Source organism: Burkholderia sp. FERM BP-3421 (genome assembly GCF_028657905.1).
Classification (GTDB): Bacteria; Pseudomonadota; Gammaproteobacteria; order Burkholderiales; family Burkholderiaceae; genus Burkholderia.
Genome location: NZ_CP117781.1, coordinates 64,723 through 78,320, shown reverse-complemented (window position 1 = coordinate 78,320; position 13,598 = coordinate 64,723). Strand labels below are relative to the sequence as shown.

Below are 13,598 nucleotides of genomic sequence, written 5' to 3'. Positions count from 1 at the left end.
AAAAACTGGCAGAACCTCTGAGGTTCCCAGAATCGTTTCAAGTAAATTGTCTCTGTTTGGATTTTGGTTATAAATTTTAGTCGAGATCGTTGCTCTGCAGTCTGCTACTTTTTACCCAGCCTCGAACGGGACTGGTCATCTTGGAATTTTGGTAAGTGACTAAGGTAAATCCGAAGCGGCTGGTATATGTATCGACGGATTCGCCAGCCAAAATGAAGATTCCTGGCATTTTGCATGAGTAGTTCGGTGCCGAATAAAATTGAAGCCGGCCACTTCCAACGACTGTCATCTCTTTCCCAGAATGAGGTGTGTCGGTGGTGGGTTCTGAGACGCGCTTGTTGAGGTCATCACAGTTCGATTCGGCTGTCGGTTGATTGGGAATGCAGTCCGAAATGAATGCTTGGTATTTGCCTGTATTCACCTTTAGCGTGGACGGATGTTCAGGATCTCTCGTCATATCTAACGCTTTCATTAAATTTGTATCCAAATTCACCCAGCCGATCGATACTTGCTTGTCAAGATTGTCAGGGCTATCCGCAGCAACATATAACCTAACGCTATAGATGCCATTGGAAATGTCCTCAATTTCCACTTGTATTTTTTTCTTTGTTCATCGTCGGGTGTTTAAGTGGGGGGATAATTATATTTTTTAATTTATCGTTGCATGTTTCTGAGGACGCGTAAGTGCTGTATGGGATAATTAAAATGAATATTAATGATATTATTTTTGCGGAATATTTCATGTTATATAAATGGAATAAATTTACGATTTTTGGCGTTATGAGATCAAGTGCTTTTCTGTAGGCTGCCTGAGCATTTGCGTCTTTCGAAAACCATCGCGCATAATTTCCATTGAATTGAGTCAGCCCGTCGAATTCTTCGTTCGCGCCCGCGTGACTGAACCGAATCTCCGGATCGGGCAGAGACGGGCCGGAGTACAGGTCGTCCATGATGACGACCTGATGTGACTTGCCGTCCTCCGCGAAGTCGAAGCGAGGAAATGCGCCGACCTCTTCCAGGCTCCGATGCACGAAATTCCAGTCGGTTTCCCCACTGCACGCGATGCGAGTACGCCCGCATCGGCTCGCGTATCTCGAACGCGTAGTGGCCGTTCGCCTGCGGATGCTTGTCGAACACGTCGATCAAAATCTGCCAGCCGCCGGTTTCCTGCCAGTCGCGCCGGTCGCTGCTGAGCTTGAGGAAGCTGAGCCAGGATGAGAAATGGAGCTGGAAATAGGCGACCGGACCGTCACTTCCCAAGCGGCGTACCCGTTGCACATAACCGTGAATGGGGAGATAGCCGCCGTCCGTCTGGCGAATCCGGAGCGTGACGGGTTGGAACATGAGGGCATTGAGCTTGATCTTGCCGCCGACAACCGATGACGCATCGACGATCACCTCGAAATTGCGCCCGAGCCGTGCGTGAATCTTGACGTACAGCGGTACGAGCCAGTCGTCGCCGAGCGGTGTGTCGAGTTTGACGATGCGATCGAACTGCGCGTAGCCGCCGCGTAGTACGTTCAGCAAGACTTCCCCGGCCATGCGGTCACCCCATTTTTATGGAGAGCGAGTTCGACCGCTACCAACATCCCGAGGCCGAGACTGCGTGCGTCATATCAGAAGAAATGCAAAGACCCGACTGCGGGATGGAGATCGAATGCCGGTCTTTTAAATCTCGGGGCGGGTAAGAAGAGGCGCTGGATAATGCTGTCCCGATGCCGGGGGAGCATATCAAAGTCGATTTTTTTGATAGGGAAATAGTGACGATTTTTGACAAATAATGAGGAATGCTTTCAAGCCATTGATTCATTGTCGCGCGATCGTTTCGTCCGGCCGGCGATTCGCGTAGATCGCTTGGGTCATCGAAATCCACACGCTCAAACCATGGCTGCAATCCGCCTATCCCCCTTGGGTCGGCGCGGACAGCATGCGAATCGTCCGAAATCCGGCGCGAGTGCTGCACGGTGGTTCACCACGCGCTGACTGATGCCGCGCCTCGCGAGGCTGCGCGACGCGCATCCTGGCTATGAACCGAGTCTCACGACCCGCCTGCTCGACTGAGCCGTGTGCGTCGGCGGCGGCGAATGGGACGGCCTCGACAAGATGCAGGTGATGCACGAGCGACGCGTCGCCGTGTGCGCGACGGCCCGATCGACCTGGGTCGCTTCACGCTGCTGCACGTGCTGGCGGCCCGCGTCCAGCGCTACCCGCCCCGGCAGCACGCGAGCGGCCGGCATCGACGACATCGACACGCGCGGCGGCCATGAATTCGACCTGTTGAACCACGCGATGCGGCAGACCGAGGCGTGGGGTTGCGCGGGAGATCCGGAACCGGAACGACTGAAAAAGGGCCGACACCGGGGCGTGACGGCCCTGCCATGCACATCCCGCTCGTCGGACGAACACGCCGAGGCGGATGTTCGCGACGCAACGCGCCCTTGGCTCGCGGTAAAGCGCTATTGCCTGTCGATGTCGAGCAAGACGTCGACCCGGCGATTGCTCGCCCGCCCGGCCGCCGTCGCATTCGAGCCGACCGGATCGGCCTTGCCGTAACCGTGGCCGGCGTATTGGCCGGCCTTCAACCCGTGCTCCTGCAGATAAGCCCGCACCGTCCGGGCCCGGCGCTCCGACAGATCCAGGTTGTAGGCATCCGAGCCGACCGAATCGGTATACCCGTTGACCGTCACCGTCTTGATCGAGACGCCGCGCGCCTCGTCGATCAGTCGATCCAGCCGCGCGCGGGCGGCCGGCGTCAGGCTCGCCTGCGCCGTGTCGAAGTTGGCGTCGGTGCTCAGCGTCGTGATGGCCGGCGGCATCGGCGCAACAGGCGCCGGCGCGACGGGCGCGGGCGCGGGCGCCGCCTGCGGCGCGCCGCATTGGAACAGCAGGTTCCGCACGTCTGCCTGGCCGCCCGACGTGGCGCCCAACAGTGATTGCCCCTCCAGCACCCTGACGGGCTGATCCTTGCAGACCGCCTCTGCCGCCTTGCGGCACGCGCCGGGGCCTTCCAGCAGCCCATAGCAGGTCACCCGATACGCCTGCTCGCCGTTCGGCATCGACACCGCGTAGCGGGTGTACGTCGGGCCCGAGGAGGTCGTGCAACCCACGAGCGCCATCGCGCCCAGCAGCATCGCTTGTCTTGCGTTGAACATGATGTTCCTCTTCCTTTGTCTTGGACGATCCGATCCGCATCCGGGTAACGATGAAGTGCGGCGCATCCGAACCGACTCGCATCCGGACGCGCCGCGCCCCACTTCACCACTGGTAGCCCGCACCGACGCCGTACGTGTAGCCGGCGTTGCCGCCGCTGACGCCTCCTCTCAGCTTGATGTTGTCCGTCAGGCGCGCGGTGAAACCGATCGCCACGGCGCTGTAGCCCTGGTAGCTGCCGCCGCCTATCCCCACCGCGATCGTTCTGCCGGCATCCACTTCCGGGATCATCGTCAACGCGGTCGCCGCCGCGATACCCGAGTACGCCGTGCGTGCGACGTTGTTCACCGTCGTTTGCAAGGCCCCCAGCTGGGACACGTTCACCGCGTCGGTCGGGTTCACGCCCGCCGCGACATTGGTGATGCGACGCTCGCTGCCGGGCGCGCCGACCGATACGGTATTGGCCTGATTCGCCACCGAGTTCGCACCGATCGCCACCGCGCCGGCCGCCGAGGTGGTCGCGCCCTGGCCGATCGCCGTGCCGCTCGCGGCCGACACCACCGCGCTCGCGCCGATCACCGTGCCGCCGTCCGAGTTCGCGCTCGCACCGTTGCCGAGCGCCACGCCGTTCGCGCCGGACGCTGCCGCGTTCGGACCGATGGCCAGCGCGTTGAGGCCCGTCGCACCGTTGTTGCCGAAGTTCCCTTGCTGCGCGCCGTTGTCGTTCACGCTGTAGTAGTGGCTGCCGGGCCCGTTCGACAAGGTCGAGGTCGACAACCTGCTGATCGACGTCGACAGCGACGTGAGCTGCGTCGTGTTGGAGCCCTGGCTCGTCGACAACGAGGCGATATCCGACATCGTGGACGTCGACAGGGTGTTGAGCGCCTGGATCGTCGAATACAGCTGCGAGCCGTTGATCGCATCCGTGCTCGACGATCTCACTTGTCCCGCCGCGACATTCGTCACCTGCCGCTCCGCGCCCGGCGAACCCATGCTCACCACGCTCGCTGGCGTGCTGCCCGCGAAGTTGTAGGTGGCGCCGCCGATCGTCGCGCTGGCCGTCGGATTCGCGGCCGCCGTCGTCGAGCCGTAGCCCAGGGCCACGTCGCCGGCATTGTTCGCCACCGCGTTCGGGCCGATCGCGACGCTGTTCAACCCCAGCGCCTGACTGTCGGGCAGCGTCGAGTTCGCGTGGAAGTACTTGATGCCCCCGCCGTTGGTGATGTTGTTCACGGTGTTGCCGAGCGAGTCGACCGCCTGATCCGTGGCGTACAGCTGCGAACCGTTGACCGCATCCGTACTCGTGGCGCTCAAGCGGCCCGCCGCGACGTTCGTGATCTGACGTTCCGCGCCCGGCGCGCCCACGCTCACCACGCTCGCCGGCGTCGTGCCGGCCAACGTGTAGGTCGTGCCGTTGATCGTCGAGGTCGCTGTCGGATTCGCCGCCGCCGTCACCGAGTTGGAACCCAGCGCGACGTCGTTCGGGTTGTTCGCCACCGCGCCCGAACCCATCGCCACCGAGCCCGCGCCGTTGGCCGTCGAGGTGTTGCCCAGCGCCACCGAACCCTGCCCGATCGCCGTGTTCGCATTGCCCAGCGCCACCGCGCCCTGGCCGTTCGATGTGTTGTTCGCGCCCATCGCGATCGCGCCGGTGCCGGTTGCGCTGTTCGGATCGCCGATCGCCACCGCGCCGTCGCCGTTCGCCGTATTGCCCACGCCGATCGACACGGCCTGGCCGCCCGTCGCCGTCGCGTTCTGGCCGATCGCGACCGCGCCGCCCGAGTTCGCATTGGCGCCGTCGCCGACCGCCACCGCGCTCGCGCCCGCCGCTGTCGCGTTGGTGCCCGCCGCCAGCGCATTGATGCCCGTCGCGCCGTTGTTGGCGTAGTTGCCTTGCTGCGTGCCGTTGTCGTTCACGCTGTAGTAGTGCGTTTTTGCCGCATTGACCGCGGTCGAGGTCGAGGTCGACAGCGAAGCGATCGAGCTGTTCGCCGTCGACAGGCCGGTCGATAGCGAACCGATACCGGTCGAGGTTGAAGTGGACAGCGACGCCACCGTGCTGTTGGTGGTGGACAAGCCCGTCGACAGCGAGCCGATCGAGCTGGTCGCGGTCGACAAGCCGGTCGAGGTGGAGGTCGACAAGCTGTTGATCGCGGTGTTCGTCGCGAACAACTGCGAGCCGTTGATCGCGTCCGTGCTGGTTGCCGTCACTTGGCCTGCCGCCACGTTCGTCACCTGACGTTCCGCACCCGGCGCGCCCACGCTTACCACGCTCGCCGGTGTCGTGCCCGCATAGTTGTACGTTACGCCGCCGATCGTGCCCGTCGCCGTCGGATTCGGCGCTGCCGTCACCGAGTTGGAACCCAGCGCCACGCTGTTCGCGTTGCTTGCCACTGCGTTCTGTCCCAATGCGACTGCTCCTGCAGCGCTGGCGTTCGTGCCATCCCCCACCGCGACTGCGCTCGCGCCTGCTGCCGTGGCGTTCGTGCCCGCTGCGAGGGCGTTGATGCCCGTCGCGCCGTCGTTGTTGTAGTTCCCTTGTTGCGTGCCGTTGTCGTTCACACTGTAGTAGTGCGTCTTCGCCGCGTTGATGGCGGTCGAGGTTGAGGTCGACAGCGACGAGATCGCGCTGTTCGCCGTCGACAAGCCAGTCGACAGCGAACCGATACCGGTCGAGGTTGAAGTGGACAGCGACGCCACCGTGCTGTTGGTGGTGGACAAGCCGGTCGACAGCGAGCCGATGCCTGTCGAAGTTGAAGTGGACAGCGACGCCACCGTGCTGTTGGTGGTGGACAGGCCGGTCGACAGCGAACCGATGCCTGTCGAGGTTGAAGTGGACAGCGACGCCACCGTGCTGTTGGTGGTGGACAAGCCCGTCGACAGCGAGCCGATCGAGCTGGTCGCGGTCGACAAGCCGGTCGAGGTGGAGGTCGACAAGCTGTTGATCGCGGTGTTCGTCGCGAACAATTGCGAACCGTTGATCGCGTCCGTGCTGGTTGCCGTCACTTGGCCTGCCGCCACGTTCGTCACCTGACGTTCCGCACCTGGCGCGCCCACGCTTACCACGCTCGCCGGTGTCGTGCCCGCATAGTTGTATGTCACGCCGCCGATCGTGCCTGTTGCTGTCGGGTTCGACGCGCTCGTCACCGAACCATTTCCTAGCGCCACGTCTCCCGCGTTGTTCGCCACTGCGTTCGGGCCGATTGCCACACTGTTCGCTCCCAGCGCCTGACTGTCGGGGGCAGTTGAGTTGGCGTGGAAGTACTTGATTCCCTGGCTGTTGATGTTGTTTATCGCTGACCCGACGTTGTTGACGGTGCTCGTCGTGCCGTTCGCGTTGTAGGTCGTATAGGCCGGCGCGCTGATCGTTCCGGTCGCCGGGTTGTAGGTTGCCCCTCCGCCCAAGGCCGACGCCGTACTGCTGCCGAGATTGCCTGTCACGGTCGACAGCGATGCGACCGTGCTGTTCGTCGTGGACAAGCCCGTCGACAGCGATGTGATGCCGGTCGAGGTCGATGTGGATAGCGAAGCAATCGAGCTATTGGCGGTCGACAAGCCTGTGGAGGTCGAGGTCGACAGCGATGCGACCGTGCTGTTCGTCGTGGACAAGCCCGTCGACAGCGATGTGATGCCGGTCGAGGTCGATGTGGATAGCGAAGCGATCGAGCTATTGGCGGTCGACAAGCCTGTGGAGGTCGAGGTCGACAGCGATGCGACCGTGCTGTTCGTCGTGGACAAGCCCGTCGACAGCGATGTGATGCCGGTCGAGGTCGATGTGGATAGCGAAGCGATCGAGCTATTGGCGGTCGACAAGCCTGTGGAGGTCGAGGTCGACAGCGATGCGACCGTGCTGTTCGTCGTGGACAAGCCCGTCGACAGCGAACTGATGCCTGTCGAGGTCGATGTGGATAATGAAACAATCGTGCTGGTCGTGGTACTCAATCCAGCATACAGCTGCGATCCATTGATTGCATCCGTGCTCGTTGCCGTTACCCGGCCCGCCGCCACATTCGTGATCTGCCGTTCGGCTCCCACTGCCCCCACGCTCACCACGCTTGCCGGAGTCGTACCGGCGTAGTTGTAGGTGACGCCTCCGATCGTGGCGCTCGCGGTCGGATTGGCGGCCGCCGTCACCGATCCAGAACCCAGCGCGACATCATTCGCATTATTTGCCTGGGCGCCTGAACCCAGGGCTACGCCCTTCGTTGCCGCCGCCGCGACAGTCGCTGTGTCGCCAAAGGCCAACGAGCCCGCGCTGCCGGCAGTCGACGTATTACCCAAGGCGACGGAACCTTGTCCCGTCGCCGTGTTGGCGTTGCCTTGCGCGATCGCGCCCTGGCCCGTCGCCGTGTTGTTTGCGCCAACCGCGACTGCGCCCGTGCCGGTCGCGGTGTTCGGATCGCCGATCGCCACCGCGCCATCTCCCGTTGCCGTCTGCGCTCGCCCGATCGCCACCGCGCCGCCGGCTGCCGTCGCGCCGTTTGCCGTCGTCCCGCTGGAGCCGACGGCAACATTCTGTCCGGTGGCGCCGCTGACGATGCCATCGCCTTGCGCGATGCCGAATGCTCCGTTCACCGTTGCGCCGCGCCCGATCGCAATACCCGACGTGTTGGCTGTCGCCACGGACGCCTGGCTTCCGATTGCAATTGCATTGCTCGCGGAAGCGTTTGCGCTGGTACCCACTCCAATTGCATTGGTTCCCGCGGCGGCCGCGGAAAAACCTTCAGCAAAGGACGCAGTACCACTGGCTATCGCGACATTTCCGAGTGCGACAGCGCTTGCCCCACTGCCAATCGTCCCGTAACCCACGGCAGTCGCGACGAGACCAGACGCCGTCGAGGTCGCGCCGATAGCGGTCGCTTGAGTATTGTTTGCCGTGGCGCTGCCGCCCACGGCAATCGAATTGCTACTCGTTGCCGACGCGAGATAGCCTTCGGCGATAGCCGCTGTGCCACTTGCCAGAGCGACATTGCCGAGCGCCACTGCGCTTGCGCCACTGCCGACCGCCCCCCAACCCACAGCCGTCGCGACGCTGCCGGACGCTGTCGAGGTCGCGCCGATAGCGGTCGCTTGAGTATTGTTTGCCGTGGCGCTGCCGCCCACGGCAATCGAATTGCTACTCGTTGCCGACGCGAGATAGCCTTCGGCGATAGCCGTTGTGCCACTTGCCAGAGCGACATTGCCGAGCGCCACTGCGCTGTCCCCGCTGCCGATCGCGCCCCAGCCCACGGCCGTCGCAACACTGCCAGACGCGGTACTGGAACTCCCAAGGGCGACTGATTGAATATTGTTAGCCGTGGCGCCGGTGCCCACGGCGACAGTATTGGTGTTCGATGCGAGAGCGTTAAAACCAAACGCGTTGCTGGTCGTGCCGGATGCGGTGGCTTGAAAGCCCACTGCCGCAGCCTCGGTACTCGCGTAGGAGTTGAAGCCGAGCGCCAAGGCGCCATTACCCGAGGCACTTGAGTACGCCCCGAATAACGTTACGCTGGTAAAACTGCTCCCTCCCCCATTTGCGCTGCATCCAGCGACAGTGGAATATGTTCCGTTTCCATCAACGGGACCAGTTTCTGCCGGTAATGATCTGCCGGTCAGGCTCGTTGCAGCTCCCGTGCTGCAAGTGACTGAATCCCCCGCTTGGGTAAAGCCAATGGTGCTCGCATGTGCAAGTTGGAACGCGCCAGCAAGGAGCACGCCGGCGACTACTTTTGCACCGCCGCCCCCGCTGCGCTTTCCTCGCGCGGCCGTGAGTTCCGAGACCGCCACCCAAGCCCCGAGGGTCTCACTCCAGATCGTCCGGTACGACTTGTTCATTTTCATCACCTCATCGGCTCATGCGGGGTCTCACGGCATAGACGTGGATTTCTCGCGTCGTTAAAATTACTTAAAGGAATACTAATTAAATACCCATCGGCTTGACGGTTTCATCATTCGATCAGTAGTAGAGGGGCGCTCTACGTTCCGTGATTTCCCGAACTGCTGCTGTCGTCCGAAGTCGGGGGTTTTTTATCAGCGTGCCGCGATACGGCCTCGTCCCAGATTGCCCTGCCGTGTTTCCAACCTGCACGTGCCATCGTCTTCAGCAAGGCGCCGGAGTGACTGTCTTCCATCCGTTTCCCCCCGGCGTCGCCATCCACTGGGGGATTGACGCCGTACAGTCCAGCCGCGATGCCTGCCTTGTAGGCGGATCGCGCCGCACCGCGGCTTGCGCTGTCGACATGTCGCGCCAGCAGCTCAAAGACGATTGATTCAATTGCGCCGACGTAGGTGTCGACGTCTTCGAGGCGATCGAGGGGGGCGGCGCGAAATAGATGAACCACCATTTGGTCCGCTGAAGCCAGCATGGATGCTTTTTCCACGCGGTTGGAATTTGAATTCGGCATATTCATCTCACTCCACTGTTCGTCAATGTCGAAGCACGTTCAGCCGGAAAACTCAATTCTCAATTTCAATGTGAACCGATTTCTGTTTTTATGAAAATTGATAGATCGGGCTCGCCGATTAAAAGAGTGGCGATGAAATAAATTGCGCATTTTGATATTCTGATTGCCGTCCTGCCTGCGCTCGAAGCCGACAACTGATTTAACGTCCTGATTTGTTGCGAGTCGACATCACTGACTTCCTTACGAAACTGCTCGGAGTAGCTGTCGATCAGCTTCATATCTCCATCGTACTCAGGAAAAATTTCCCTGAGAAAATACTCCGCGAGGTCGAATTTTCCGTTTTTAAGATTATTTTCGGGCCTGAACAAAGGTGCTATTCAATCCAACAGCCAGTGGAAGATAGTGATCCTCACTAGTTTTTAGTGGAAGGCGCGTAAGGATTTCTCGTGTGAATTTGATACAACGGATCTGCTTTTGTCCAGTAAAATTTTCACCAATCGTTTGGTGTTAACTTTTCTCAATTACCTGACGATTTCGATGGGAAGCGGTATTCATCGTATGGGTGTTTAAGATGTATTTAAAATAAATCTTTATGAGGATGTGGTCACGGCGTGCTTGTTGAGTGTGTTGTTTGGCTGAATCTCGGGGAGGCATGAGTATTCATGCTTGATTCGGGGAAGCCGATACGCTCTTCCCGATGAGGCGTGGCGAGAGACCGAGACGAATGAGACGGATGAAAAGAGCGCGTTGAATGAGCGCCTGGGAAGCGCCGGCCGACGGTACGACAACATGATGCCCCCGTCTTTACACACCAGGAATTCCCGGCGCCGCTGTTGTCGTCGAAGCCGCGTTTGCCGGCTTGCGGCGCATCCATCGTCTGTTTCTGCATACGACGACAGCCCCAGGAGCGTGTTTGAAATGGGGTGCCGAATGTCGGGCTGATTGCGTGCGCCAGCCGCCGTTGGTGGAATAGAGGCGAGGGCGGGGATAGGCGATGCGACGCCCGTCCGCCCCGCATTCCGCCCCGCCGCAGTATCATGCGCGCTACGCGGCGCGCGCGCCGCGCGACCGTCCCGTTCGCATTTCCTCGCATGCATCTGACCGGCACCACTGTCCCGATCTCCCTCGTCAACGGCTTCCTGTCGGGCGCCGGCGCGCGTCCCGACGTCATCACGCGCTACCTGAGGCAGGCGGGCATCCCGCCGGAACTGCTGAGCGAGCCGGGCGCGCGCGTGACCGAGGAGCAGTTCTCGACGCTGTACCGGATGCTTGCGATCGAACTCGACGACGAGATGCCCGGCATCTTCAGCCGCCCGTTTCGCAGTGGTACGCTCAAGTTCCTGTGCCTGAGCCTGCTCGACGCGCCGAACCTCGACACGGCGCTGCACCGCTTCGGCCAGTTCTTCCATATCGTGTTCGACGATTTCCGCTTCGTGTCGCGTCGCAACGACCTGGTGGCCGAGGTCGAACTGCGCCCGCACCCGGATTTCGGGCCGCCCGGCGCGCTGGGCCAGGAACTGATGCTGAAGCTGTCGCACGGCGTGTCGTCCTGGCTGATCGGGCAGCGCATTCCGCTGCTGCAGGTCGATTTCGCCTGCGCACGCCCCCCGCATGCGCACGATCACCGCTATTTCTTCTCGTGCCCGGTCCGCTTCGGCGCGGACGCGACGCTGCTGCGCTTCAGCGCGGCCTACCTGGATCTGCCGATCCGCCAGAGCAAACGCAACCTGCGCCAGTTCCTCGCGCGCGCGCCGGGCGACTGGATCTTCGAATCGTTCAGCGAGCAGCGCGTCAGCCACCGCGTGCGCCAATATCTCGCGGGCACGCTGCCCGACCTGCCGACCATCGAGTTGGCGTCGCGGCACCTGCATTGCTCGGTGCGCACGCTGTGCCGCCGGCTGGCCTCGGAAGACACCTCGTTCCAATCGCTGAAGGACGAACTGCGGCGCGATGTCGCGATCCAGCGCCTGACCGACACGCAGGACACCATCGCCGCGATCGCGGGCGACCTCGGCTTCGACGATCCGAGCGCGTTCCACCGGGCGTTCCGGCACTGGACCGGCAGCACGCCGGGCACCTACCGCGACCGCGCTTAAAAGGGGCGCGAACCGAGGTCGCGCGCGACGCGTTGGCCGGATTTGTCACTAGAAGGGCCGGTTTGGACAGCCCGCCGGAGCGGCTTTGGGCTAGGATAGCCCGAACTTCGCGCCCGGCCACGGCCGGCGCGCGCCCCTACTCCGTGATATTGGAAGGTTCCAGATGAGCTATAGCGCCCCCGTCAAGGACATGCTGTTCGTGATGAAGGAATTGGCCGGCCTCGACGCGGTTGCGCGGCTGCCGGGCTTCGAGGACGCCGGTTTCGAGACGGCGCGGGCGGTGCTGGAGGAATCGGCGAAGTTCTGCGGGGAGGTGCTGGCGCCGCTGAACGTGGAGGGCGACCGCAATCCGAGCAGCTGGAAGGACGGCGCGGTGACGGCGACGCCGGGTTTCGGCGAGGCGTTCCGGCAGTTCGTGGAAGGCGGATGGCAAGGATTGCAACACCCGACCGAATACGACGGCCAGGGGTTGCCGAAGCTGGTGGCGACGCCGTGCATCGAGATGCTGAACGCGGCGAACCTGTCGTTCGCGCTGTGCCCGCTGTTGACGGACGGCGCGATCGAGGCGCTGCTGACGGCGGGCACGGACGCGCAGAAGCAGCGCTACGTGCCGAAGCTGATTTCGGGCGAGTGGACGGGGACGATGAACCTGACGGAGCCGCAGGCGGGCTCGGATCTGGCGCTGGTGCGGTCGCGGGCGGAGCCGCGGGCGGACGGGTCGTACCAGGTGTTCGGCACGAAGATCTTCATCACGTGGGGCGAGCACGATATGGCGGAGAACATCGTGCACCTGGTGCTGGCGCGCACGCCGGGCGCGCCGGAAGGGGTGAAGGGGATTTCGCTGTTCATCGTGCCGAAGTTCCTGGTGAACGAGGACGGCAGCCTGGGGGCGCGCAACGACGTGCAGTGCGTGTCGATCGAGCACAAGCTCGGGATCAAGGCGAGCCCGACGGCGGTGCTGCAATATGGCGATCACGGCGGCGCGGTGGGGTATCTGGTGGGCGACGAGAATCGCGGGCTGGAGTACATGTTCATCATGATGAACGCGGCGCGGTTCGGGGTGGGGATGCAGGGCGTCGGGGTGGCGGAGCGGGCGTACCAGAAGGCGGCGGCCTTTGCGAAGGAGCGGGTGCAGAGCCGGCCGGTGGACGGTTCGGCGAGACAGTCGGTCACGATCATCCATCACCCGGACGTGCGGCGCATGCTGGCGACGATGCGGGCGCTGACGGAAGGCGCGCGGGCGTTGGCGTATGTGGCGGCGGCGCACAGCGACCACGCGCATCGTCATCCGGACGAGACGGAGCGTGCGCGCCACCAGGGGATCTACGAATATCTGGTGCCGGTCGTGAAGGGCTGGAGCACGGAGATGGTGAACGAGGTGGCGAGCCTGGGCGTGCAGGTGCACGGCGGGATGGGCTTCATCGAGGAGACGGGTGCGGCGCAGTACTACCGCGACGCGCGGATCCTGGCGATCTACGAAGGGACGACGGCGATCCAGGCGAACGATCTGGTGGGCCGGAAGACGCAGCGCGACGGCGGGGCGGTGGCGCAGGCGCTGCTGGCGGAGGTGCGCAAGACGGTAGAGGCGTTGGGCGCGCAGGAAGGCGCGGCGTTCGCGTCGATGCGCACGCAGCTGGCGCGCGGCGCGCAGTCGCTGGCGGCGGTGGTGGAGTACGTGGTGGTGACGGCGAAGCGTGATCCGAATGCGGTGTTCGCGGGCAGCGTGCCGTACCTGAAGCTGGCGGGGATCGTGCTGGGCGGCTGGCAGATGGGGCGTGCGCTGCTGGCGGCGCATCGCGAGCGTGAATCGGACCCGGCATTCCACGACGCGAAAATCGCGATCGCGCAGTTCTACGCGGAGCACCTGCTCACGCAGGCGGGCGGCCTGGAGGCGGCGGTGCTGTCCGCCGACAGCGCGGGCGGCGTGCTCGCGCTGAGCGAGGACCAGTTCTGAACGGTTTGAAACAGG

At 62.8% G+C, this 13,598-nt stretch carries 6 protein-coding genes and 4 pseudogenes; 3 read left to right on the top strand and 7 right to left on the bottom strand.

The genetic code is table 11. The features are described from left to right. Positions 1-76: 76 nt before the first annotated feature. Positions 77-592: a hypothetical protein gene (locus Bsp3421_RS03515; RefSeq protein ID WP_273996960.1), complete on the bottom strand. Its 516-nt coding sequence runs from the start codon at positions 590-592 to the stop codon at positions 77-79. Between the two features lie 259 nt (positions 593-851). Further along, a pseudogene (locus Bsp3421_RS03510) lies at positions 852-1,542 on the bottom strand (phage late control D family protein); the annotation flags it as partial. A 441-nt stretch (positions 1,543-1,983) separates the two neighbouring features. Here Bsp3421_RS03510 and Bsp3421_RS03505 point away from each other — a divergent pair. Next, a pseudogene (locus Bsp3421_RS03505) lies at positions 1,984-2,295 on the top strand (LysR substrate-binding domain-containing protein); the annotation flags it as partial. Between the two features lie 161 nt (positions 2,296-2,456). Here Bsp3421_RS03505 and Bsp3421_RS03500 read toward each other — a convergent pair. The 5 genes and pseudogenes from Bsp3421_RS03500 to Bsp3421_RS03485 all read right to left on the bottom strand — a co-directional run bounded on the left by Bsp3421_RS03500 (position 2,457) and on the right by Bsp3421_RS03485 (position 9,811). After that, positions 2,457-3,152, bottom strand: a complete 696-nt coding sequence (locus Bsp3421_RS03500) for an OmpA family protein (RefSeq protein ID WP_273996959.1) — start codon at positions 3,150-3,152, stop codon at positions 2,457-2,459. Positions 3,153-3,255: 103 nt separating this feature from the next. Then, positions 3,256-8,256 (bottom strand): annotated as a pseudogene (locus tag Bsp3421_RS33945) (beta strand repeat-containing protein); the annotation flags it as partial. A gap of 186 nt (positions 8,257-8,442) precedes the next feature. Then, positions 8,443-8,964 (bottom strand): annotated as a pseudogene (locus Bsp3421_RS34230) (ESPR-type extended signal peptide-containing protein); the annotation flags it as partial. Between the two features lie 140 nt (positions 8,965-9,104). Beyond that, positions 9,105-9,539 (bottom strand): hypothetical protein, encoded by a 435-nt coding sequence (locus Bsp3421_RS03490; protein ID WP_273996958.1) that lies wholly within the window; start codon positions 9,537-9,539, stop codon positions 9,105-9,107. Between the two features lie 59 nt (positions 9,540-9,598). Then, complete coding sequence (locus Bsp3421_RS03485) at positions 9,599-9,811, bottom strand: hypothetical protein (protein ID WP_273996957.1); 213 nt, start codon at positions 9,809-9,811, stop codon at positions 9,599-9,601. 813 nt (positions 9,812-10,624) lie between these two features. Between Bsp3421_RS03485 and Bsp3421_RS03480 the strand changes: the two genes are divergently transcribed. Both Bsp3421_RS03480 and Bsp3421_RS03475 read left to right on the top strand, forming a co-directional pair. Next, a complete protein-coding gene (locus tag Bsp3421_RS03480) occupies positions 10,625-11,629 on the top strand; it encodes an AraC family transcriptional regulator (protein WP_273996956.1) in 1,005 nt (334 codons plus the stop codon). 163 nt (positions 11,630-11,792) lie between these two features. Next, positions 11,793-13,583, top strand: coding sequence for an acyl-CoA dehydrogenase (locus tag Bsp3421_RS03475; protein WP_273996955.1), 1,791 nt, complete (start codon positions 11,793-11,795; stop codon positions 13,581-13,583). Positions 13,584-13,598: the final 15 nt, after the last annotated feature.

Coding starts and splice junctions, on each gene's coding strand:
- Bsp3421_RS03500 (WP_273996959.1), bottom strand. CDS start 3,152: ATGTTCAACGCAAGACAAGCGATGCTGCTGGGCGCGATGGCGCTCGTG.
- Bsp3421_RS03490 (WP_273996958.1), bottom strand. CDS start 9,539: ATGAATATGCCGAATTCAAATTCCAACCGCGTGGAAAAAGCATCCATG.
- Bsp3421_RS03485 (WP_273996957.1), bottom strand. CDS start 9,811: ATGAAGCTGATCGACAGCTACTCCGAGCAGTTTCGTAAGGAAGTCAGT.
- Bsp3421_RS03480 (WP_273996956.1), top strand. CDS start 10,625: ATGCATCTGACCGGCACCACTGTCCCGATCTCCCTCGTCAACGGCTTC.
- Bsp3421_RS03475 (WP_273996955.1), top strand. CDS start 11,793: ATGAGCTATAGCGCCCCCGTCAAGGACATGCTGTTCGTGATGAAGGAA.